Below are 22,137 nucleotides of genomic sequence, written 5' to 3'. Positions count from 1 at the left end.
ATGCTGGTGCTCAGCTTCCGCGACATGAGCACGCCCCAGGCGAGCGCGGTCACTTCAGCCGCGGTCTATGAGCTCGACGTCGATGGCCCCGCATTCAGTTGGAACCCGCCGCCGAAGCTCACCCTGGTCGATTGGGATCAGGTCAAGGCGGCCTGGCGCGGCAAACATGTCTGTTTCGTCGTGCATGGCTTCAACGTCGGCCGCGACAACGGCTATACCAGCTTCGGCTGCGCCAGCCAGGAGATGGCGCCCGACGGCGCTCTGCCCGGCATGGGCGCGCCCGGTCCCTGGGACCTTACGGCATCCGGCATTGACGTGGCCGTCCCGGTGCTCTGGGCCGGCGACTGGTACCTGCCGATCAACTACCCCTTCCTGCTGCCCGACGTGCGCCTGACCGGCGCGCATTTCGCCGACCTGATCCTCAGTGCGGCGACCCAGATGTCCCGTGTCTCCTTCGTCAGCCACAGCATGGGCGCGCGGGTGGTGCTGGAGACGGTGCAGCAGACCCTGGCCAAGGCGGCCAAGAAGGGCTACCGCACGCCCCGGTTCGACACCGCCCTCCTGACCGCCGCTGCGGCCAGCGACGAGGTGCTGGACGATCCCAACTACGCCCTGGCGGTGGCGGCGATCGAGCGGTTCGTGGTCGTCTCGTCCCGCGCCGACCGGGTGCTGTCCCTGGCCTTCCCGCCGGGCAATGCGGTGGAACAGGCCCTGTGGCCCAACGATCCGGGGGCCGACGCAGCGCTCGGGCGCTATGGCCCCCGGCTCAAGACCGGCTCGGCGGCGCTCGGCAAGACCGAGTGGTACGAGATTCCGCAAGGGACCGGCGACCCGCGCTTCAACCAGGGGCACGAGGACTATTTCCCCTGGCCCTGGCAGGACCCGCCCGATCCCGTCTTCCCGAACGGCTGGTCGCGCAAACGGGTCGACATCGGCCTGATCTCCCAGGCTGTGCTGGACAATGGAACCCCAGCCTGGCCGCCGGCCAAGCCGGTCACGCCGCGCGCCTCCGACGACTGACGGCGCCGCGTTGACACCCAAGGCGAAGCCGGCTTGGCTCGCCCAACTCCGATCCTAGCCTGAGCTTTCCCAATGCTGATCCTCGCCGCCGCCCTGGCCCTCGCCACCGCCCAGGGCGCGCCGCCCGCCGCGGTCCGCCAGCACGTCTTCGCCGACCTGGCCCTCTCGCCGGGCGCCGAGCGGACCGCCAGCGTCGAATACGACGATGACGGCGACCCCAGCCGCGAGCCGCACCAGGCCATCGCCCTGCGCGACGCGACGGGCGGCCAGGTGATCCGGCGGATCGACCCTTGCCCCGGCTGCCGCTACCACGACCTGACTTTCTCGGCCGATGGCGAAACCCTGGCCTTCATGGCCCAGAACCGCGTCGCCGGGACCACCACCCTCTACCTAGCCAACGCAGCGGGGGTGACGGCGCGCGCCAGCCTCAACGGCGTCGCGCAGAAGCCGCGCTGGTCGCCGGACGGGCGCACGATCGGCTTCCTGGCCGTGGTCGGGGCGCACAAGGAGGTGGGCGCCACCCAGGCCGCCGCGCCCCAGGTCGGCGAGATCGGCGAGGCCCCCGACGAACAGCGCATCGCCGTGGTCGCCGCCGCGGGGAAAGAGCCCCTGCGCCTGGTCTCACCCGCCGACACCTTCGTCTACGAGTACGACTGGACCCCGGACGGCAAGGGCTTCGTCGCCACCGCCGCCAAGGGGGACGGCGACAACAATTGGTGGGTGGCGGACCTGGAGGGCGTGGACCTGGCCACGGGCGCCGCCCATCGCATCGCCAAGCCCGCCGACCAGCTCAACGACCCGCGGATCTCGCCGGACGGAGCCCAGGTCGCCTTCATCGGTGGGCTGATGAGCGACTTCGGCTCGGTCGGCGGCGATCTCTATCTCGTCCCCACCGGCGGTGGGACGCCGGTCGACCTGACCCCCGGTTTCAAGGGCAGCTTCACCAGCCTCGCCTGGCGCAAGGGCCGCATCCTGGCCACCGCCCTGATCGGCGACAAGGCCGCCCTGGTCGCGGCCGACCCCAAGACCGGCAAGATCGAGACCCTGTGGTCCGCGCCGCTGTCGGTGGAGGGCGGCGACGGCCGGATCCTGCTGGACGCCAAGGGCGAGACCGCGGCCAGCATCGTACAGGACTACGAGCACGCGCCGGAGATCGCGGTCGCTCCCATCGCGGGGCTGGGCTTTTCCGCCCGCATCACCCGCGACAACGCCGCCCTGCCCGCCGCCGGCTCGGCCCGCAGCGTCGAGTGGACCAGCGAGGGCCGCACGGTCCAGGGCTGGTTGCTGTCGCCGACCAAGACCGACCCCGGCAAGACCTACCCCATGCTGACCATCATCCACGGCGGGCCCAGTGCGGCGACCACGCCCACCTATGTCGGTTTCGTCGGCCGCTCGGTGCTGACCCGCGAACTCCTGGCCAAGGGCTATTTCGTCTTCGAGCCCAACCCGCGCGGCAGCTACGGCCAGGGCGAGGCCTTCACTCGCGCCAATGTCCGCGACTTCGGCGGCGGCGACCTGCGCGACATCCTGGCCGGCGTCGACGCGGTGGAGAAGATCGCCCCGGTCGATGATAAGCGGCTCGGCGTCTACGGCCACTCCTACGGCGGCTTCATGACCATGTGGACGGTCACCCACACGAGCCGCTTCCATGCCGCCATCGCCGGCGCCGGCATCGCCAACTGGATCAGCTATTACGGCGAGAACGGCATCGACCAGTGGATGGTCCCGTTCTTCGGCGCCTCGGCCTATGACGACCCGGCGATCTACGAAAAGCTGTCGCCGCTGGCCAGCATCAAGAACGCCAGGACCCCGACCTTCATCTATGTCGGCGAGCGCGACGTGGAGTGCCCCGCGCCTCAGTCGGTGGAGTTCTGGCACGCCATGAAGACGGTGGGCGCGCCGGCCAAGCTCCTGATCCTCGAAGGCGAAGGCCACGGCATCCGCGCGCCCGAACACATCAAGCAGCTGAACGACGACGAACTGGGCTGGCTGGACCATTATCTGGGCGACAAGGCGGGGGAATAGGCTGGCAAGACTTCGTTAACCAAAGCGGCCGACCACAGGTCTTAATCGGCATCTCGGATAGGGTGTCCGGGACCGGTCTCAGGACGCGCCGCCCATGCCCAGCTTCTACGAGTTCTTCGCCGGCGGCGGTATGGCCCGCCAGGGCCTGGGCCTGGGCTGGACCTGCCTGTTCGCCAACGATTTCGACGGCAAGAAGGGCCTGGCCTACCAGGCCAACCATGGCGCAGGCGGCGAACTCTTCGTCGGCGACGTGCGCAAGCTGACGGCGGCGGACCTTCCGGGCCAGGCGGACCTGGTCTGGGGCTCGTTCCCCTGCCAGGATCTGTCGCTGGCCGGCGGCGGCGCGGGCCTCAGCGCCGAGCGCTCGGGCGCCTTCTATCCCTTCTGGGGGTTGGTCGAAGCGCTCTGCGCCGAGGGGCGCGGCCCGAAACTGGTGGCGATCGAGAACGTCTGCGGCGCCCTGACTTCGCGCGGCGGCCGCGACTTCGAGGCCCTTTGCCGCGCCTTCGCCGCCGGCGGCTATCGCTTCGGCGCCCTGACCATCAATGCCGAACTGTTCGTGCCGCAGTCTCGGCCGCGCCTGTTCATCGTCGGCGTTCGCGAGGATGTCGCCGCGCCTGCCGCCCTGACCGCCCCCGGCCCCATCGCCCCCTTCCACAGCCCGACCCTGGCCAGGGCGATCGCCGCCTTGCCGGCCGAGGTCCGCAGCCGTCACCTGTGGCTGAACCTGCCGGCGCCGGAGCGGCGCAACACCACCTTCGCCGACCTTGTCGAGGAGCAGCCCACGAGCGTCGCCTGGCACACACCGGCCGAGACTCGCCGGCTGCTGGCGATGATGTCGCCGCTGAACCTGGCCAAGGTCGAGGCGGCCAAGCGCGCTGGCCGGCGCATGGTCGGCGGGGTCTACCGCCGCACGCGGCCACTGGAGGGCGGCGGCAAGGTCCAGCGGGCCGAGGTGCGCTTCGACGAGGTGGCCGGCTGCCTGCGCACCCCCGCCGGCGGCTCCAGCCGGCAGACGATCCTGGTAGTCGAGGGCCAGCGGGTCCGCTCGCGCCTGATCTCAGCCCGCGAGACCGCCCGGCTGATGGGGCTCAGCGACGACTACGTCCTGCCCCGCCGATACAGCGACGCCTATCACCTGACCGGCGACGGGGTGGTGGTTCCGGTGGTGCGCCACCTGGCCCAGCACCTGTTCGAGCCGCTGCTGCAGACCGACCAGCGCCGCCGCCGCGCCGCCTGACCATAGCCGCCCAAACAAGACGGGCCCGCCGGCGATCGGCGAGCCCGTGACGCTCCGGACCCGGGTCCAGCGCGTGTCGCTTAGTGCGACATGTGATGGTGGTGATGGTGATGATGATGGTGGTGATGATGCCACGGATGGGCCGAGGCGGACGTCGCCACCACCGCAGCCATGCCGAAGGCGGCCAGCGAAATCAGCAGCTTGCTCATGAACTCTCTCCTTCGCGCCTTTTATGGATACGGCGCATGGTTACCCCAGCGCCCCGGCGATGAAGCGGTCATGAACGAAAGCCGCCGGTTCCGCTAAATCGACGCGGGCGCAACGGCATCATGCAACCGAATCGCGTCTGGACCGATGCCAAATCGGCCGCTGTCGTGGCAGTCTCGGGCCGCACAGGAAAAACCGGGGAAACGCCATGGCCGCCACGACCAACCACACCAGCGTCGAGGACCTGAACCGGGCCAATATCGGTAAGGTGCCGGGCCATCTGGGCCTGACCGTCACATCCGTGGAGAACGGGCGGGTCAGCGGCCGGTTCGAGGTGCGGCCGGACCTGGTGGCCCACACCGGTTATCTGCTTGCCGGGGCGGTCTTGAGCATCGCCGACATCCTCTGCGCCTACGGCGTCTCCAGCGCCTGGCCGGAGGGGGCGAACGGATTCACCACCGCCGAGGTCAAGTGCAACTTCATGGGCACGGTGCGCGAGGGGGCGGTGGCCTGCACGGCCGAACTGCTGCACGGCGGACGCACCACCCAGGTCTGGGACGCCAAGCTGACCGACGAGGCGAGCGGCAAGCTTTTGGCGGCGTTCCGCTGCACCCAGATCATCCTCTATCCTCGGGCGTGAGAAGAGAGGGAAGACCATGCAACTGCTGCTGACCGAAGCCGCCCTGGCCCGGCTGGGCCCGCGCCTGGCCCCCGTCGCCCGCGACCTGGACGTGGTCACCCTGAACCGCGACGGCGTCTTCAAGCGCAACGGCGAGGCGATCGCGGCCGACACCGTCGATCCCGAGATCTTCTGGCTGAGCCTGGATTCGTTTCCGACCGGCATGATGCCGGCCCTGTTCGGCAAGGTGTTGCAGGGGACCCGAGGCCGCTGGGCCCAGGTGTTCAGCGCCGGCCTGGACAATCCCGGCTTCAGGGCGGTGATGGCCAAGGGCCTGCGCGTCAGCAAAGGCAGCGCCCAGGCGATCCCGATCGCCGAATATGTCGTCGCCCATGCCTTCAGCCTGCTGCACCCCATCGAGCCGGCCCGTGCGGCCCAGGCGGCCGGCGAATGGAAAAGGTTGAGCTTTACCGAGATCGGCCATAGCCGCTGGCTGCTGGTCGGTTTCGGGACCATCGGCCATGAGATCGCCAAGCGCCTGAGGCCCTTCGGCGCCCACCTGACCGCGGTGCGCCGCTCGGGCGGCGTGGAGCCCTCAGTCGACCGCCTGGCCCAGCCGGCGGACCTGCCGGCCCTGCTGCCCGAAAGCGATGTTGTGGTGCTGGCCTGCGCCCTAAACGACGAGACCCGCGGGCTGGCCGGCGAGGCCTTCTTCGGGGCCATGAAGCCGGGCTCGATCCTGATCAATATCGGCCGGGGCGAGCTGGTGGACGAGGAGGCCCTGCGCGACGGCCTGGACCGCGACCAGCCAGGCCATGCGGTGCTGGACGTGTTCCGCACCGAGCCCCTGCCCGCCGGCGCCTGGCAATGGAGCCACCCCAAGGTCCGGGTCACCGCCCACACCTCGAACGGCGGCGATGGCACCCTCACCCGCGGCGACGACCAGTTCCTGGAGAACCTGCGCCGCTACCTGGCCGGCGAGCCGCTGCTGAACGAGGCGGCGCGGTCTGAGGTTGGGCTCTAGCCCCCGTCCCGCCCCTGAATGATCGGCTCGCCGCGGGCCTCCTTGTAGGCGTTGCTGACCAGGGCCTCGATGAAGAAGCCGCGGGTCTGGGCGCGGTCCCAGTCGTCATCGCCGCCGAAGACAGTCTGCAGGGCGGTGAAGTCGGTCTGCTTGCGCACCTCTTCCAGGCTGAGCCCCTTGGCGGCCAGCGGCCCGACCTGGTCGCGCACGGCCTGGATGGCGCCGGTCAGCTTGTCCAGATAGGCGCGGTCGGTCTCGACCCGGCCATGACCCGGGACCAGATAGGCGAAGTCGTAGGCCTTCAGCTTGTTCAGGACCCCGATCCACTCGGCCGGAAAGGACGAGCCGGCGTAAGGCACGGGACTGACCACAATGTCGCCCGCGGCCAGCACCCGCTGCTTCGGCGCCCAGACCACCGCATCGCCCTCGGTATTGGCCCGGCCCAGGAACAGCACATCGATCGGCGTCTCCGCATCCGGCAGGCTGAGGCGGTCGGTGAAGGTGATGTCGGCCGGCCAGGCCTTCAGGCCCTTATAGGCCCCGACCATGCTGGGCAGGGCCGCCTGCAGCTTGCGCCATCCGGCCTTGCGGCGTTCGGAGACCGCCGGATCGGCCAGGCGCTGTTGGGCGATCGCGGCCACCCCGCCGTTGTCCTGACTGTAGGTGGCGATATAGGCCATGGGCGGGCCGGTCATGGCCTCGCGGGTGGCGGCGGTGGAGATGATCCGCACCCCCGGCCAGGCCTCGCGGAAGGCCCCTGCGCCCAGGTCGTGGTCGCCGTGCCAATGGGTGTAGATCAGGTATTTGACCGGCTTGCCGCTGAAGCCCTTGATCTGCTCGACGATGTGCCGGCCCGACAGCGGCGAGCCGCCGGCGTCGACCACCACCAGGCCATCAGACTGCTCGAACACCACGCTGTTGCCCTCGAAGGGCGGCTCGGTGCTGGTCCAGGTGCGGTAGATCACGTGCACCCGGTCGGTCACGGGCAGGGTGTAGCGGATGAAGGCGTCCGTCAGCGGACCGGGCGCCGCCGGCGCATCCGCCAGGACCGGCGCCGCAAGGCCCAGGCCTGCGGCGAGGACCATCGCCAAGCCGACCGAATGCCCGCGCTGCAATACCGGATTGACCATGGCCGCCCCCTGCCTGCGATGGACGCGGCGAGCCTAGCATCGGCCCCAGCCGAGGCTTCATGAATTCGGGTTAAGCCGATGTCAGGCGAACAGGCCCTTGAACCGCTCGCGCAGCAGGTTCTTCTGCACCTTGCCCATGGCGTTGCGCGGCAGCTCGTCCACGAACATCACCCGCTTGGGGGCCTTGAAGGCGGCGAGGCGCTCGCGGGCCTTGGCGATCAGGGCCGCCTCGTCGCCCTGGCCGATCACCACCGCCACCACCGCCTCACCGAAGTCGGGATGGGGAACGCCGACCACCGCGCTTTCCGCCACCCCCTCCATCTCGTCGAACAGCAGCTCGATCTCCTTGGGGTAGACGTTGTAGCCGCCGGAGATGATCAGGTCCTTGGCCCGGCCGCTGATCCAGACCCGCCCGTCCGCGTCCTGCCGCCCCACGTCGCCGGTGATGAACCAGCCGTCGTCGGTGAACTCCTCGGCGGTCTTTTCCGGGTTGCGCCAGTAGCCGGAGAAAACGCTGGGGCCCTTGATCTCAATGACCCCGGTCTCGCCGCCGGCGACGCGCAGGGAGACGCCCGGCAGGGGATAGCCGACGCTGCCGGGGATGCGCTCTCCATCCAGGGGGTTGGAGGTAATGATCACCGCCTCGCTCATGCCGTAGCGCTCGAGGATCCGCTGGCCGGTGCGCTGCTCGAACTCGGCGAAAGTGGATTCCAGCAAGGGCGCCGACCCGGAAATGAACAGCCGCATGTGAGAGGCCGCCTCGCGGTTGAAGCGCGGGTCGGCCAGAAGCCGCACGTAGAAGGTCGGCACCCCCATCATCACCGTCGAGCGAGCCAGGCCCGCCAGCACCTGGTCCTCATCAAATTTCGCCAACCAGACCATCGGCGCGCCGCTCAGGAAAGCGCAGTGCAGGGCCACGAACAGGCCGTGCACGTGGAAGATCGGCAGGGCGTGCAGCAGCACGTCAGCTTCCGAAAAGCCCCAGATGCGGTGCAGGGCGAGAGCGTTGTCGGCCAGGGCGGCGTGACTCAGCATGGCGCCCTTCGAACGGCCGGTGGTGCCGCTGGTGTAGATGATCGAGGCGAGATCGGCGCCGGTACGCGGGATCGCCGCGGCCAGGGGCGCGAACGCCGCCGCCTCGGCCGCCAGGGCCACGGCGTCCTGCACGAACAGGCGCGGCTCGGCGTCTTCGAGGAAATATTCGATCTCGGCGGCGGTGTAGGCGGTGTTGAGCGGCAGGAAGATCGCCCCAGCCTTCAGCGTGGCCAGATAGAGCATCACCGCCTCAGGGCTCTTGGCGGTCTGCGCCGCCACCCGGTCGCCGGGGACAACACCGCGCGCGATCAGGAGGCTGGCCAGGCGCCCGACGCCCTCTTCCAGAGCGCCATAGCTGATCTCGCTCCCGTCCGGCAGCAGGAAGCAGGGCCGCGAGCGGTTGGCGGGAAAACGCGAGGCGAGAAGGTCGTAGAGGTTTTCCGACATGGCGCGGTTCTAAGCCCATTGACGCCCGGCTCGCCAGCCTTAGCCTGCTCGCCTGAACAACGATAATGAACCGGAGGAACCCGTCATGGCCCAGACCCAGACCGTCGCGGTCACCGAAGCGCCCGAAGTGCTGTACGCCGTCGAAGGCCACACCGCGGTGATCACCCTGAACCGGCCCGAGCGGATGAACACCATCAGCCGCGACATGCTGAACCAGCTGACCGACCGCCTGCTGGAGGCCGACAAGGACCCGGCGGTGCGGGCGGTGATCCTGACCGCCACCGGCCGCGCCTTCTGCGCCGGCCTGGACCTGACCGAGGTGACCCAGCCGCGCGAAGGCGGCATCTCCGGCGGAACCTCGAACCCCTCCAACCTGGACCTCAAGCACACCCCGCCGACCGTGCTGTTCAACATGGAAAAGCCGACCATCTGCGCCATCAACGGCTCTGCGGCGGGCTATGGATTCGACACCGCTCTGGGCTGCGACATCCGCATCATCGCCCCGGGCGCCAAGCTGGCCGCCGCCTTCACCAAGCGCGGCATCGTGCCGGAATCCGGCGGCACCTGGTTCCTGCCGCGGCTGATCGGCTGGTCCAAGGCCGCCGAGCTGATCTTCACCGGCCGCACCCTGAGCGCCGAGCAGGCGGTGGAGATGGGCCTGGCCTCGGAAGTGGTGGCCGACGGCGACGTCCTGCGCCGCGCCCGCGAGATCGCCGCCGAGATCGCTGCCAACGCGCCCCTGGCCGTGCAGGCCTCCAAGCGGATGATGCGCATGGGCCTGAACGAGACCTTCAACGACCACGTCCACCACGTCTTCCTGCAGCTTCTTCCGCTGCTCAAGTCCGAGGACGCTCGCGAGGGCATGCTGGCCTTCATGGAAAAGCGCCCGGCCGATTTCAAAGGGCGGTAACCCGCTGCGAAATCCACAGACTTCGTGCGCTTGGTCAAAAATGTGCAGTTGCGAGCCATTCTGAGCGCCCCCAGCGTCGCGGCCTCCTTTGGGGGGATGGGCGCGTTCGCATGCTGGACGATCGGGGCGACCGGCAGGGCGCGCGGCCAATGGAGGCCCGGTCAGGCGCGACGGGGGTATCGACGCGACTGATCGGGCTCTTGGCCCTTCTGATGTTCCTCAACTACGCCGACCGCGGCAGCCTGTCGGTGGCCGCGCCGCTGCTCAAGGACCAGCTGCGCCTGGACGCCGCCCAGATGGGCGTGCTGTTGTCGTCCTTCTTTTGGACCTACGCCCTGGCCCAGCCGGTCGCCGGCGTGGTCGCCCAGAAATTCCCTATCCGCTGGGTCCTGGCCGGCGGGCTGACAGTCTGGGCCGGCGCCACCATGCTGTGCGGAGTCACCACCGGCTTTGCGAGCCTTTTGGTCCTGCGCCTGATGCTGGGCCTGGGCGAAAGCGTGATCTTTCCGGCCAACGCCCGCCTGCTCGCCGAGCACGCCCCCGACCGTCAGCGCGGCTTCGCCAATGCGATCATCTCGGTCGGCATGTTCGTCGGGCCGGCGGCCGGGACCCTGGCGGGCGGGCTGATCCTGGCCCGGTTCGGCTGGCAGGCGGTGTTCCTCTGCCTGGGCGCGGTGTCGCTGCTGTGGCTGCTGCCCTGGTTCGCCACCCCCCTGCCCGGCTCAACGCCGGCCCACCCGGCCGAGCCGGCGGTGGAAGCGCCCGGGTTCGGCGAGATCCTGCGGCAGAGGGATCTGTGGGGCGTCTCGTTCGGCCAGTTCTGCTATTCCTACTCGCCCTATCTGATCCTGACCTGGTTGCCGCTGTTCCTGGTCAAGGCGGAGCACTTCTCCCTGACCGCCATGGCCTGGATCGGCGCGGCCGTGCCGGCCTCGCAAGCCGTCGGCGCGGCGCTTTCGGGCCACCTTTCCGACCACATGATCCGCCGGGGCGGCGGCGTCACCCTGGCGCGCAAGGCTTTCATGCTGGGCGGCATGGCCGGCTGTGGGGTGATGCTGGTCCTGACCGCCTACGCCTCGCGAACCTGGGTCGCGCCCTGCCTCTGCCTGGCCGCCTTCTGTTCCGGCGCGATGAGCCCGATGACCTTCACCGTCGGTCAGACCCTGGCCGGCCCTGCGGCCGCAGGACGCTGGATGGGCATCCAGAACCTGGTGGGCAACCTCGCCGGGATCAGCGCGCCCATGGTCACCGGTTGGATCGTGCAGACCACCGGCTCGTTCCGCCCGGCCTTCCTGGCCGCCGCAACCCTGTCGATCGCCGGCGTTATCTGCTGGGGGCTTGTGCTGGGGCCGATCGAGCCCGTGGCCTGGCGGCGCCGCGCGACTCTGGCGCTCTCGCCCGCCCTGAAGGCGACCTAAGCCCTAACGATCAGGCCCGTGAGGCGTGACCATCGCATTCCATTCCCGTATGGCCGCCGTCTCGACCGTGGGCGCGCGCGCCTGGCGGAAGCCGGATTGCACGGCCAACAGCCCAACCCCGAAAGCCATGGCGGCGATGGCGACCATCAGGACCGGCCGTCGCAGCGCCGTACGCGCAGGTTCCATAAGCCTCACCCCCCAGTGAGATCATGAACTATCGGTAATGTGCGGCCGATCCGGCGATCCGGCAACGATCTTTTTGATCCTTACCCGAACCCCGGGTCGCTTCCCGCCTGTGGCCTCAATCTCGCCCCTTGATATTGACACATCATCTGCCAATTTGTCGCAAACCTGGAGCCCCCGATGCGCCGGATCGCCTGTTCGCTCGCTCTCGCAGCCCTCGCCCTGACCGGCGCCGCCCAGGCCCAGACAGCCCCCCAGAGCCCGCGTCAGGCCTGCATGGCTTCGGCCAGGGCCCTGTGCCCCAGCGAGGTCGCGGCGCTGGACCGGCAGGCGGTCAAACTCTGCCTGTGGAAGAACCTGGACAAGGTCTCGCCGGAGTGCCGAGATGCCATCAAGGCCGCGCGCGCCAAGCAGGAAGGGGGCGCCACGCCCGCTCAGGGCCACTGATAGGGGGAAGGGGCGCATGATCGAACCCAAGGACGCCACCGACGCCACCCGCAAGGCCCAGGCCGAGCTGGCGGCGCAGCTGCCGGCCGACGACGGGGCGGACTTCGCCCTCGCCCATCGCGGTTTCGTGGGCACGATCCCCGACGGCCGGATCATGACCGCGGACGGCCGCACCGTCTGGGACATGAGCCTCTACGACTTCCAGGGCGATGGCCCGTGCCCCGACACGGTCAATCCCAGCCTGTGGCGCCAGGCCCGGCTGAACCGCGAACACGGCCTGTTCGAGGTCACCCCCGGCGTCTATCAGGTGCGCGGCTTCGACATCTCCAACGTCACCTTCATCGAGGGCGACACCGGCCTGATCGTGGTCGACCCCCTGACCTCGGCCGAGTGTGCGGCGGCGGCGCTGAAGCTGATGCGCCAGCACCGGGGCGAGCGGCCCGTTAGCGCGGTGATCTACACCCACAGCCACGTCGACCACTATGGCGGGGTGCGCGGCGTGATCAGCGACGCCGACCTCGCCGCCGGCCTTGAGATCATCGCCCCGGAAGGCTTCCTGAAGGAGGCCGTCAGCGAGAACGTCCTAGCCGGCAACGCCATGACCCGGCGGGCCATGTTCATGTACGGCTCGATCCTGCCGCGGGGGCCGCGCGGCCACGTCGACTGCGGCCTCGGCAAGGCGGTGTCGCTGGGCAGCGTCGGCCTGGTCCCGCCGACCCGCAGCATCTGCAAAACCGGCGAGCGGCTGACCATCGACGGGGTCGAGATCGAGTTCCAGGTCACGCCGGGCACCGAGGCTCCGGCGGAGATGAACTTCTTCTTCCCCCAGTTCGGCGCCCTGTGCATGGCGGAGAACTGCACCTGCCACCTGCACAACCTGGTCACCCTGCGCGGAGCCCAGGTGCGCGACGCCAAGGCCTGGAGCTGGTACGTCGACGAGGCCATCGACCTCTTCGCCGACAAGACCCAGGTGCTGTTCGCCAGCCACCACTGGCCGCGCTGGGGCAAGGGCGCGGCGCGCGGGTTCCTGAAGCAGCAGCGCGACCTCTACAAATACGTCCACGACCAGACCCTGCGCCTGGCCAATCACGGGCTGACCGGCCCTGAGATCGCCGAGCAGTTGGCCCTGCCGCCCACTCTGGCGGCCGAGTGGCACACCCGCGGCTACTACGGGACCCTGAGCCACAACACCAAGGCGGTCTACCAGCGCTATCTCGGCTGGTTCGACGGCAACCCCGCCAACCTGCACAAGCACCCGCCCACCGAGGCCGGGCGGCGCTATGTCGAGCTGGCCGGCGGACCTGAGGCCCTGCTGGCCAAGGCGCGGGCGGCCTTCGACGCCGGCGACTACCGCTGGACGGCCGAGATCGTGAATCACCTGGTGTTCGCCGACCCCGCCAACATGGACGCGCGCCTCTTGCAGGCCGACGCCCTGGAGCAGCTGGGCTATCAGTCCGAGTCGGGTCCCTGGCGCGACTTCTACCTGACCGGGGCGCTGGAGCTGCGCCACCCCCGCGCGCCCTCGCCCTTCCCCCGGCCCGGCGCCGCGGGCCAGGTGCGCAACCTGCCGGTCGAGCAGCTGCTGGACTCCCTGTCGGTGCGGCTGAACGGCGACAAGGCCGGCGCCCGAACCTTCGCCTTCGACCTCGCCTTCACCGACACCGGCGAGCGCTATGGCCTCTCGGTCGAGAACGCCGTCCTGCGCCACACCCCTGGCAAGGCCGAGCCCGGCGCCATCCCTGTGCGCCTGACCCGCGAGGTCCTGGTCGCCCTGGCGCTGAAGGAGACCACCGTCGCGGCCGCCGTCGACGCCGGAACCCTGGCCGTGGACGGCGACGCCCAGGGCCTGGGCGAGCTGTTCGAGTTGATGGACGTGTTCGATTTCTGGTTCGAGATCATCTGCTGAAGGCGAGCCGCGGCCCAGGCTTGGCTGACGCCTCGGCCAGGGCGTCCAGGTAGAAGCGGCGGGCCTGCTCGGCGAGGCAAGGACTGTAGCGGGCGAAAAGAGCATTGGTCTCCGGATCGTCGAAACAGTGCCCCGCGTCCGGCAGGTCGAGGATGCGTACGTCGAGGCCGTCGTCCCTCAGCCGCTGGAAGGTGCGCGCCGGCGCCACGCGCCCTACCACCATGTCGCGCCCGGCCAGGCAGGCATAGACCTTGGGCCGGTGCGGCCCCCAGCCTTGGCGATAGGTATGCGAAGCGGCCCCAGCATAGGGGTAGAACAGGATTGCCGCCCTGAGCCGCGACAGCAGCGCCCGCGCCTCCAGGGCTTCGTCAGCAGAGCCCGCCAGCGCCTCCATGGCGGCCCAGGCGCCGTGGCTCCAGCCGGCGACGACGATGTTGTCGGGGTCGGCCCAGGGCTGGCGGGTGAGCCACTTGAGCGTCGCCACAAGATCGACGGCGCGTTGGTCGCCGCGGAACCTCAGGCCCGTACAGACCGTGGCCTTGGCCTCGGGGCGACTGATGCCGAGCGGGGCGAACGAGTCCAGCACCACCGCGGCGCAGCCGATGTCCCGTGCAGCCTCGGCATAGCGGAACTGGGTGGCGTTGACGCCGGAGCAGTCGTGCATCTGCACCACCACGGGGTAGCGCTGAAGGCCGGTCGGCCGGACGACGGAGAGATGCGGCTCGAGGCGCGCAGCATGAGCGAGGAGGTCCATCTTGGTCTTCCTGTTTTCGAAAGGGATTTCAGGCGGCGAGGCGGGCGACGGTGGGCGCGCGCGGGTCGAGCGGCAGGCCCTGGGCCTGACGGTGCTTGAGGACGCGCAGCCAGCCGTGCAAAGCCTCGCAGTCGAGGCCGTGCATCATCAGCCGGTAGCCGGCCTGCAGCGAGGACAGCCGCACCAGCGGATGGCCGTTCTTGACGAAGGCCAGGTGGTAGGAACTGCCCAGGATCTTGGCCACGCTGATCCCCACCACCTCGTCCAGCTGCAGCGAGCTGGCCGCGCGCTCGAAGTCCTTGCGCGGCAGGAGCAGAGCGTAGAGTGGGGTGTAGGCCTCGACCGCGGTCTGCACGTCGATCCGGTTCAGCGGCCCGTTGGGCAGGGGATCGAACTCGAAGCGATCCGAGATCATCGAGAAGTCAGGCTGGGCGACCGGCTCCAGGTCCCGCCCCTGGGCTCTGAGACCTGCGTTGAGCTGGATGATGAAGTTGTAGACGTTGAGGTCGTGCTGCAGGAACAGGTTGGCCTCCAGGTCCTTCAGGGTCCGAGGCCTGAGCGGCGTGGTCGCGATCTCGACGCCCCCGGCGTTGGCCTTGATGAAGGCCAGGATCTCCGTGCCGATGTGGAAGTGCCTGAGGATCAGGAGGTTGGCCTCGGGCGAGGCGAAGGTCCGAAGGCCCCAGTGGATCAGCCGGTGCAGGGTCTGGTTCAGGTTCGGCCGCCGGGGCGAGATCGCGCGGACGCCCTTGATGACTACGAAGCCGGCGAGCAGGGCCGGCCGGATCAGCGGGAACAACCAGCGGCGCGAGCCGGATCGGTCGCAGTCCAGCAGCGCCCGCTTGGCGCTGTCGTCGATCGGCAGGCTCTGGTCCAGATAGAGGGCCAGGGTCGGGTCCGGGTCGCGCGGATCGAAGCCTCTGGGATCAAAGGGATCGCTCATGCGGCGATCTCCTCGATCTGCAGGGTGTAAAGCCGGGCGGTGACCTCGGCGCAGCGGACGATGGCCGCCGCTGTGGCCGCATCGGGCAGCACCAGGCGCAGCATGGCCTGGAACTCCTCCATGTGCCCGGCGTCGTTCTCACCGTGATAGAGCAGGAAGCGGGCGGCGGTGGTCGGCAGGTCCAGCCGCTCGCACACCCTGCGGCCCCACTCGCCGGCCTTGATCGAGCCCAGCCCCTCGATGATGAACATGGCGCCCAGGAGGCCGAACGGATTGGCCTGCGACGCCTTGTGGAACATCCAGGCCGACAGGGCCTCGGAGCCCAGGTTCTTCTCCCCGTTCTCGATGGCCTGGCGCGCGCCGCCGGAGGCGACATAGTCGGCGTCGAGCAGGCGAAAGTCGCGGTGCTCGGCCACGGCGTGGCGCATCAGGATCGAGCGCAGCTCCAGGTGCTGCTCGTCGATGTTGGAGGCGGCCCGGGACATCCACAGCGCCCCGTCCTTCACCTGCTGGCGCAGCTGCACCAGGAAGGCGTGGTAGTCGGCCAGCTCGAACCGACCGCGGGTCAGCTTGCGGATCAGGGGCACGGCCTCCAGCCGGGCCTCGAAGCCGGTCCAGACCACGGCCAGCTTGCGCAGGACCGCGGCGACGGCCTCGTCCGCGTCCGGCTCGGCGATGACGAGGGCGCCGCTCATCGCACCGCCTCCACCGCCTCGAGCATCATGAAGCCGACCATGGCGCGGCCGCTTTCGGGCACGATGCACAGGATCCGCTGACCAGGCTGGACCCGGCCGCTGCGGACCAGGGCCTCCAGCATGATCCAGATCGAGGCCGAACCGACATTGCCGGTCTCGGTCAGGGTGGTGAACCAGCGCTCCTCGGGGATCATGGCGTGGGTGGCTTCGAGGAGGCCGACGATCTCCTCACGCAAGGAGCGGGCGGAATAGTGGCAGAGCAGATGGTCCACGGCGCGCGGGTCGATGCGGCCGGCGTCGACCTTGTCCAGATAGACCCCGATCCAGGCGCGGATCACCGCTTTCAGCAGATTGAAGTCCTGCTGCAGGGCGATGGCGCCCTCGGCGTGGGCGGCGAGAGGACCGCGCCGGCTCCAGCCGCCGTCGCGCTCGGCCCGGCCCTGCTCGCTGGCGCCGGCCCACATGCAGGGATCGAAGCGGCCGGCGAGCGAGACCATGTCGATCCACTGGACCCTGAGGCTCAGGCCCTTCGGCCGCGGGCGGCTTTCCATCACCACCGCTCCCGCCCCGTCCGACAGGGTGAAGCGCAGGAAGTCGGCCGCCATGGCCAGCCGTCCCTTGGTGTCGATGAGGGCGCCGCCTTCGTAGAACTCAGGCCGGAACCAGCGGGAGGAGAACTCCCCGGCGCAGGCCGCGGCGCAGTTCGCCTCGCCGGTGCGCACCGCCATCCAGGCATATTTCGCCGCCATCAGGGCCGAGGCGCAGACCGATTGGAAGCTGGCCAGCTCCAGCGCCCCGCCGCCCAGCTCGCCATGCACGGCGCTGGCGTGTCCGGGGACCAGAAGGTCTCCCTGGGTGGTCGCGGCCGCCAGGCAGTCGAGGTCGGCGCGGCCAAGGCCCGCCGCCTCCAGCGCCCTCAGCACCGCCTCGGCGCTCATGGAGGCGTTGGAGTGCAGCCAGCGGCCTTCGGGGGTCAGGGCGTAGTGGCGGCGGGCGATGCCGTTCCAGCGCAGGGCCCGGCGGCCGAACACCGACGGCGCGCCGCCGACCCGGCCGATGTGGTCTTCCATGATTTCGTTGTCGATCGGCTGGCCCGGAAGGAAGGCGCCGCAACCGGTGATGTAGACCGGACTGAGAGGGTCCATGGTCAGGGGTTTCTCCAAAACGTCGGGCGGAGGGTTCCGCTTGACGCCACAGAGGAGAACCACATAATTGAGCGGTGTTCAATTAGTTTTTTGAACAGTGTTCAATTGGAGTGAAGATGGGCCGCCGATCCGACCACACCCGCAGCGAACTGGAGACCCTGTTCGTCGACGAAGGCCGCCGCCAGCTGGCCGAGGTGGGCCTGGCAAAGTTTTCGGCCCGTGATGTCGCCAAGCGCGCCGGCTATTCGATCGGCACGGTCTACAACGTGTTCGGCAGCTATGACGGGCTGATGGTGGCCATCAATGCGCGCACCTTGCGCCTCTGGGCCCAGGACCTGCGCGAGCGCCTGGCGGCCGCAGATCCCGCCGGGCGCATCGAGGCCCTGGTGCGCGGCTACTTTGAATTCGCCGAGGAGAATCCCAAGAGCTGGATCGCGGTCTACGAGCACCACATGGCCGACGGCGGGCCAGCGCCGCAGTGGTACCAGGACGTCGCCACTGAGATCATGGGTATCGTCGCCGCCGAGATCGCCGCCGCCCTGCCCTCGCCCGACCCGGCCAAGGCGATCGCCCTGGCCCGATCGCTGGTGGCCACTGTGCATGGCCACTGCGTCTTCGCCCTCTATCGCACCTTCGACCTCCTCGGCGAGACCGCCCCGGCCGAGGCCGCCCTGGCCCGGGTGCGCGAGGCGCTGGCGGCGGCGGGCGCCGCAGGTTGATCTCGGCGCAAATGCGACTTTCGACCGTATGCTGAAGGCTTTGGCGGCCTGACAAGTTGTCGCAGGCGCCTCCGGTACTCCGATGTGAAGACACTGAAAAGCATAGGGTTCAGCCGAAGCCGTCACCGCGCCTGACCCACACGCATTCATATTTCGTGGAGGGTCACAGCCTAGTTCGTAGCGACCTGCAGAAGCGCGCGCGAAACGAAGCCGGGTCATGTTCAAAGTCTATGCCTGCCTGACACAGCACCATGATTTCCGCCTGGTGCTGCTGGCCGCCACGGTCTGCCTGCTGTCCTCCGCCGCCGCCGTCTCCATGCTGCCGCGCCTGACCAGCCTCAGCGGTTGGCGGCGGGTGGTCTGGATCGCCGGCGCGTCCATCGTCACCGGCATCGGCATCTGGGCCACCCACTTCGTGGCCATGCTGGCCTTCGAGCCGAACCTGCGGACCGGCTACGACCTCGGCCTGACCCTGCTGTCGCTCGCGGCCGCCATCACCATCCTGGGCCTGGCCTATAGTCTCGCCTCCGACCGCCGCTTCGCAGCGGCGCCCGCTTGTGGCGGGGCCATGGTCGGCCTCGCCATCGGCGTGATGCACTATCTGGGCATGGCCGCCTTCGAGGTCGAGGGTCACCTGGGCTGGGACTTCGGCCTGGTCGCCGCCTCGATCGTCCTCGGGGTCGCCTTCGGCGCCCTGGCCCTGAGCGTCGCCCATCGCGGCGGCGGCGCCCTGCGCGCCCAGGCCTCCGCAGCGCTGCTCCTGACCCTCGCCATCTGCGGCCTGCACTTCACCGCCATGGGCGCGGCCTCGATCGCGCCCGATCCGAGCGTACTCGTCGCGCGCAGCGCCATGCCTGACGCGTGGGTGGCCGTCGGCGTCACCGCCGGCGCCCTGGCGCTGTTGATCGTCAGCCTGGCCGCCCTGCTCTACGACCGCCAACAGCGGCTGGGCGAACGCCGGCGGCTGCACGAACTGGCCAACGCCGCCGTCGAGGGGTTGGTGGTCTGCGACGAGGGGGTGATCGTCACCGCCAACAAGAGCTTCGAGACTCTGATCGGCGCGGCCGAGGGCCAGCTGATCGGGACCCGCCTGGACGCCCTGTTCGACGAAGGCGCCCTGGAGCCTCTCGACGGAGCCGAAGGCGCCCGGCTGGAAACGACCCTGACCTCCCGGTCTGGCGAACCCATCGCCGTCGAGTTGATCGCCCGCACCATGCCCTATGGCGGCAAGCCGCATCAGGGCGTGGCGGTGCGCGACCTCAGAGCCCGCAACCAGGCCGAGGCCCAGATCCGCTTCCTGGCTCATCACGACGCCCTGACCGGCCTGCCCAATCGCGCCCACTTCAACGAGCGGCTGGAACGCGAATTCGAGCGCCACCGGCGCAAGGGCGATGCGTTCGCCGTGCTGTGCCTGGACCTGGACCGCTTCAAGCAGGTCAACGACGTGTTCGGCCACGCCGCCGGCGACGCCGTGCTGCAGGCGGTCGGCTCCCGGGTTTCCGAACTTCTGGACGAGGACGACGTGTTCGCCCGCCTGGGCGGGGACGAGTTCGCGATCATCCGCCTGGGCGCCTGCAGGCCTGGCGACCTGGCCCTGCTCAGCGAGCAGATCCTGGCCTCGCTGATCCCGGAATTCACACTGGAGGACCAGTCGACCCTGGTCGGCGTCAGCATCGGCATCGCCCTCTATCCCGGCGACGGCGACACGCCCAGCACCTTGATCCGCAACGCCGACGCGGCCCTCTATCGCGCCAAGGAGGACGGTCGCGGCGCCTACCGCTTCTTCGAGGCCGGCATCGGCGCGGAGCTGCGCGAGCGCCAGGTGCTCGAATTCGACCTGCGCCACGCCATTTCCCGCGGCGAGCTGAGCGTGGTCTATCAGCCCCAGACCACCATCCCCTCGGGCGAGGTGTTCGGCTTCGAGGCCCTGCTGCGCTGGAACCACTCCGCCCGCGGCCTGGTGTCCCCCGGCGTATTCATCCCCATCGCCGAGGAGAGCGGCCTGATCCTGACCATCGGCGAATGGGTGCTGCGCCAGGCCTGCCGCGAGGCGGCGACCTGGGAGAAGCCCCTGCAGGTGGCGGTGAACCTCTCGGGCGTTCAGCTGCATTCCGCAAGCCTCGCCAGCCTGGTGCACGAGGTGCTCTTGGAGACCGGCCTCGCCCCGCACCGGCTGGAGCTGGAGATCACCGAGACCGCGCTGATCCAGGATTTCGGCCACGCGCTCCACGCCCTGCGCCAGATCAAGGCCCTGGGGGTCAAGATCGCCATGGACGACTTCGGCACCGGGTACTCGTCGCTGTCGAACCTGCGCGCCTTCCCCTTCGACAAGATCAAGATCGACCAGTCCTTTGTGCGCAACGTGCACTGTAACGACCAGGCGGCGGCCATCGTGCGCGCCATCGTCGGCCTGGCGCGAGGCCTGAACCTGACGGTGATCGCCGAGGGGGTGGAATCCCAGGCCGAGCTGGAATTCCTGTCCAATGAGCTATGCGCGGAGGCGCAGGGATTCCTGTTCGGCAAGCCCGGCGACATCAGCGCCTTCACCACCCTGGAGGACGAGGCGGAGCCGGCGCGCGCCGCCGCCGGATAGCGACAACCTCTTGCGCGCCCTGGCCCCCATCGGGGACAAGCTTGGGGCATGGCCAGCCGCGCGACCACCTCAGAACCGCCTTCCGCCGGGCCCTTCGGCGCGGTGATCCTGGTCGGCGGCCGCTCCAGCCGCATGGGCGCGGACAAGGCGCTTCTGGACTGGGGCGGCCGCCGGGCGGTGGACGCCGTGGCGGAGACCGCACGAGAGGCCGGCGCGGCCCTGGTGCTGACCGCCGGCGGCGACTACGGCCTGCCGTTCGTGCCCGATCCCAGCCCCTTTGCCGGCCCGGTCGCCGGGGTGCTGGCCGGCCTCGCCGCCCTGGCCGCCCAGGGCTTCGATCGCGGCCTGGTGCTGGCGGTCGACGCTCCGACGCTCACCGCTACAGACCTGGCGCCCCTGCTGGCGGCGCCGGCCCCTGGGGCGATGTTCGAAGGCTTTCCCCTGCCGATGACGGCGCCTTGCGCGCCCCTGCCGCCGGACGCGGAAGCGGACTGGCCCCTGCGGCGGCTGGCCGAGCGCCTGGGCCTGGCGCGACTGCCCTGCCCGGACGGCGCCGAGGCGCGCCTGTCCGGCGCCAACACCCCCGCCGAGCGCGCATCCCTGCCGCCCAAGCCCCCCAGGTGACGCGGCCGGGGCGGACCGATATGGTCAACCCCCGCGTTTGGAGCCTTTTCGATGTCCCGGGCCAGTTACACCCTGTTGTTCGCCCTGCTCTTGGCCGGCTGCGAGACGGTCGGCCCATCGGCGCCGTCCGTCTCCGCGCCGCCGCCCCCGCCGCCACCGACGATGGAATACGGCTCGATCACCGGCTTCGGCGCCTTCCACACCGCCAGCGGCGCCCTGGCCACCTGCGCCGGCCAGTCGGTGGCCCTGATGGCCGCCACGCCTGGCGCGCGTGCGCGCATGACCGCCCTCTATGGCTCCGCCAGCCACGCTATGACCTCGATCGCCACGGTCAAGGCGCGGGCGGCCAAGGCGCCGCCCTCCACCGAACCTCTTGTCGATTCCACCCAATGCGCCGCCGATGGCCGCTTCGCCTTCTCGAACCTCAAGGCCGGGATCTATTTCGTGGTCACCCGGGTGCGGCTGGACCATCCGGTGCGCGGCCAGGAGGAATTCGCGGTGATGCAAGAAGTTCCCTTGCGCCTGGGCGAAACCCAGCAGGTGCGCCTGACGCCTTAAAGCCCGATGCCGACCCCGCTCGAAATCACCCCCTCGCTCTCCATCGACGAGGACGAGATCGCCTGGCGCGCCGTCCGCGCCTCGGGGCCTGGCGGTCAGCACGTCAACAAGACCAGCACCGCGGTCGAGCTGCGCTTCGACGTCGCCGCCTCGCCCAGCCTGCCGGAGGACGTCAAGCAACGGCTGATCGCGCTCGCCGGCAGCCGCGCGACCCAGGAGGGGGTGCTGGTGCTGTTCGCCCAGAACAGCCGCTCGCAGGAGATGAACCGGCAGGACGCCCTGGCGCGCCTGGTCGACCTGATCCGCCAGGCCGCGCACCGGCCAAAGGCCCGCCGCCCGACCAGGCCGACCTACGCCTCCAAGCTGAAGCGGCTGGAGGGCAAGACGCGGCGCGCCGGGGTGAAGAGCATGCGCGGCCGGCCGCGGGGCGAAGACTGACCCCGATCAGGCGTTGCGTCATGGCGTAGCCGCGCTAGGTTCCCTGCCGTTTCCGCC

At 69.7% G+C, this 22,137-nt stretch carries 22 protein-coding genes; 14 read left to right on the top strand and 8 right to left on the bottom strand.

The window, feature by feature from the left end; genetic code table 11:
• From KCG34_RS23400 to KCG34_RS23390, 3 genes are all read left to right on the top strand, one after another.
• Nucleotides 1–1,020, top strand: a complete 1,020-nt coding sequence (locus KCG34_RS23400) for an alpha/beta hydrolase (protein WP_211937999.1) — start codon at nucleotides 1–3, stop codon at nucleotides 1,018–1,020.
• A 72-nt stretch (nucleotides 1,021–1,092) separates the two neighbouring features.
• Nucleotides 1,093–3,045, top strand: a complete 1,953-nt coding sequence (locus KCG34_RS23395) for a S9 family peptidase (RefSeq protein ID WP_211937998.1) — start codon at nucleotides 1,093–1,095, stop codon at nucleotides 3,043–3,045.
• Nucleotides 3,046–3,139: 94 nt separating this feature from the next.
• Nucleotides 3,140–4,285, top strand: a complete 1,146-nt coding sequence (locus tag KCG34_RS23390) for a DNA cytosine methyltransferase (RefSeq protein ID WP_211937997.1) — start codon at nucleotides 3,140–3,142, stop codon at nucleotides 4,283–4,285.
• A gap of 80 nt (nucleotides 4,286–4,365) precedes the next feature.
• Here KCG34_RS23390 and KCG34_RS26030 read toward each other — a convergent pair whose 3' ends face one another.
• The gene (locus KCG34_RS26030) at nucleotides 4,366–4,494 is read right to left on the bottom strand and encodes a hypothetical protein (protein WP_256440740.1); all 129 of its coding nucleotides are present in this window, start codon (nucleotides 4,492–4,494) and stop codon (nucleotides 4,366–4,368) included.
• A 206-nt stretch (nucleotides 4,495–4,700) separates the two neighbouring features.
• On the opposite strand from KCG34_RS26030, the gene KCG34_RS23385 reads away from it, so the two are divergent.
• Nucleotides 4,701–5,132 (top strand): PaaI family thioesterase, encoded by a 432-nt coding sequence (locus tag KCG34_RS23385; RefSeq protein WP_211937996.1) that lies wholly within the window; start codon nucleotides 4,701–4,703, stop codon nucleotides 5,130–5,132.
• 16 nt (nucleotides 5,133–5,148) lie between these two features.
• Nucleotides 5,149–6,135 carry an NAD(P)-dependent oxidoreductase gene (locus KCG34_RS23380; protein WP_211937995.1) on the top strand — a complete coding sequence of 329 codons (987 nt, stop codon included), beginning with the start codon at nucleotides 5,149–5,151 and terminating at the stop codon, nucleotides 6,133–6,135.
• Here KCG34_RS23380 and KCG34_RS23375 read toward each other — a convergent pair.
• Together KCG34_RS23375 and KCG34_RS23370 are read right to left on the bottom strand one after the other, a co-directional pair.
• Nucleotides 6,132–7,265: an MBL fold metallo-hydrolase gene (locus KCG34_RS23375; RefSeq protein ID WP_211937994.1), complete on the bottom strand. Its 1,134-nt coding sequence runs from the start codon at nucleotides 7,263–7,265 to the stop codon at nucleotides 6,132–6,134. The two genes, KCG34_RS23380 and KCG34_RS23375, sit on opposite strands and share 4 nt — an antisense overlap.
• An 81-nt stretch (nucleotides 7,266–7,346) precedes the next feature.
• Nucleotides 7,347–8,747, bottom strand: a complete 1,401-nt coding sequence (locus tag KCG34_RS23370) for an AMP-binding protein (RefSeq protein ID WP_211937993.1) — start codon at nucleotides 8,745–8,747, stop codon at nucleotides 7,347–7,349.
• 85 nt (nucleotides 8,748–8,832) lie between these two features.
• On the opposite strand from KCG34_RS23370, the gene KCG34_RS23365 reads away from it, so the two are divergent.
• Together KCG34_RS23365 and KCG34_RS23360 are read left to right on the top strand one after the other, a co-directional pair.
• Nucleotides 8,833–9,657, top strand: a complete 825-nt coding sequence (locus KCG34_RS23365) for an enoyl-CoA hydratase/isomerase family protein (protein ID WP_211937992.1) — start codon at nucleotides 8,833–8,835, stop codon at nucleotides 9,655–9,657.
• A 110-nt stretch (nucleotides 9,658–9,767) separates the two neighbouring features.
• The gene (locus KCG34_RS23360; RefSeq protein ID WP_211937991.1) at nucleotides 9,768–11,075 is read left to right on the top strand and encodes an MFS transporter; all 1,308 of its coding nucleotides are present in this window, start codon (nucleotides 9,768–9,770) and stop codon (nucleotides 11,073–11,075) included.
• A gap of 3 nt (nucleotides 11,076–11,078) precedes the next feature.
• Here KCG34_RS23360 and KCG34_RS23355 read toward each other — a convergent pair whose 3' ends face one another.
• The gene (locus KCG34_RS23355; RefSeq protein ID WP_211937990.1) at nucleotides 11,079–11,261 is read right to left on the bottom strand and encodes a hypothetical protein; all 183 of its coding nucleotides are present in this window, start codon (nucleotides 11,259–11,261) and stop codon (nucleotides 11,079–11,081) included.
• A gap of 177 nt (nucleotides 11,262–11,438) precedes the next feature.
• Here KCG34_RS23355 and KCG34_RS23350 point away from each other — a divergent pair, with 177 nt between their 5' ends.
• Entirely contained in the window at nucleotides 11,439–11,705 is a 267-nt protein-coding gene (locus KCG34_RS23350; RefSeq protein ID WP_211937989.1) for a hypothetical protein, read from the top strand.
• A 16-nt stretch (nucleotides 11,706–11,721) separates the two neighbouring features.
• A complete protein-coding gene (locus tag KCG34_RS23345; protein WP_211937988.1) occupies nucleotides 11,722–13,611 on the top strand; it encodes an alkyl/aryl-sulfatase in 1,890 nt (629 codons plus the stop codon).
• Here KCG34_RS23345 and KCG34_RS23340 read toward each other — a convergent pair.
• From KCG34_RS23340 to KCG34_RS23325, 4 genes are read right to left on the bottom strand one after another with little or no spacing between them, the layout of a single operon-like run.
• Nucleotides 13,601–14,365 carry a dienelactone hydrolase family protein gene (locus KCG34_RS23340; protein WP_211937987.1) on the bottom strand — a complete coding sequence of 255 codons (765 nt, stop codon included), beginning with the start codon at nucleotides 14,363–14,365 and terminating at the stop codon, nucleotides 13,601–13,603. The two genes, KCG34_RS23345 and KCG34_RS23340, sit on opposite strands and share 11 nt — an antisense overlap.
• Nucleotides 14,366–14,393: 28 nt before the next feature.
• Nucleotides 14,394–15,308 carry a DUF6999 family protein gene (locus KCG34_RS23335; protein WP_211937986.1) on the bottom strand — a complete coding sequence of 305 codons (915 nt, stop codon included), beginning with the start codon at nucleotides 15,306–15,308 and terminating at the stop codon, nucleotides 14,394–14,396.
• The gene (locus KCG34_RS23330) at nucleotides 15,305–16,003 is read right to left on the bottom strand and encodes an iron-containing redox enzyme family protein (RefSeq protein ID WP_249138132.1); all 699 of its coding nucleotides are present in this window, start codon (nucleotides 16,001–16,003) and stop codon (nucleotides 15,305–15,307) included. Before KCG34_RS23330 ends, KCG34_RS23335 begins: the two co-directional genes overlap by 4 nt.
• Nucleotides 16,000–17,148, bottom strand: coding sequence for a beta-ketoacyl-ACP synthase III (locus KCG34_RS23325; RefSeq protein WP_211937985.1), 1,149 nt, complete (start codon nucleotides 17,146–17,148; stop codon nucleotides 16,000–16,002). The genes KCG34_RS23330 and KCG34_RS23325 overlap by 4 nt, the downstream gene beginning before the upstream one ends.
• 116 nt (nucleotides 17,149–17,264) lie before the next feature.
• On the opposite strand from KCG34_RS23325, the gene KCG34_RS23320 reads away from it, so the two are divergent.
• The 5 genes from KCG34_RS23320 to arfB all read left to right on the top strand — a co-directional run bounded on the left by KCG34_RS23320 (nucleotide 17,265) and on the right by arfB (nucleotide 22,080).
• On the top strand, nucleotides 17,265–17,867 hold the full coding sequence (locus KCG34_RS23320) for a TetR/AcrR family transcriptional regulator (protein ID WP_211937984.1): 603 nt from the start codon (nucleotides 17,265–17,267) through the stop codon (nucleotides 17,865–17,867).
• A gap of 217 nt (nucleotides 17,868–18,084) precedes the next feature.
• On the top strand, nucleotides 18,085–20,460 hold the full coding sequence (locus KCG34_RS23315; protein WP_211937983.1) for a bifunctional diguanylate cyclase/phosphodiesterase: 2,376 nt from the start codon (nucleotides 18,085–18,087) through the stop codon (nucleotides 20,458–20,460).
• A 48-nt stretch (nucleotides 20,461–20,508) separates the two neighbouring features.
• Nucleotides 20,509–21,084, top strand: coding sequence for an NTP transferase domain-containing protein (locus KCG34_RS23310; protein ID WP_211937982.1), 576 nt, complete (start codon nucleotides 20,509–20,511; stop codon nucleotides 21,082–21,084).
• A 51-nt stretch (nucleotides 21,085–21,135) separates the two neighbouring features.
• Nucleotides 21,136–21,642: a hypothetical protein gene (locus tag KCG34_RS23305; protein WP_211937981.1), complete on the top strand. Its 507-nt coding sequence runs from the start codon at nucleotides 21,136–21,138 to the stop codon at nucleotides 21,640–21,642.
• Between the two features lie 6 nt (nucleotides 21,643–21,648).
• Entirely contained in the window at nucleotides 21,649–22,080 is a 432-nt protein-coding gene (arfB, locus tag KCG34_RS23300) for an alternative ribosome rescue aminoacyl-tRNA hydrolase ArfB (RefSeq protein ID WP_211937980.1), read from the top strand.
• Nucleotides 22,081–22,137: the final 57 nt, after the last annotated feature.

The sequence above is a fragment of the Phenylobacterium montanum genome (genome assembly GCF_018135625.1).
Lineage (GTDB): Bacteria > Pseudomonadota > Alphaproteobacteria > Caulobacterales > Caulobacteraceae > Poindextera > Poindextera montana.
This window is presented reverse-complemented; position numbering and strand designations above follow the sequence as displayed.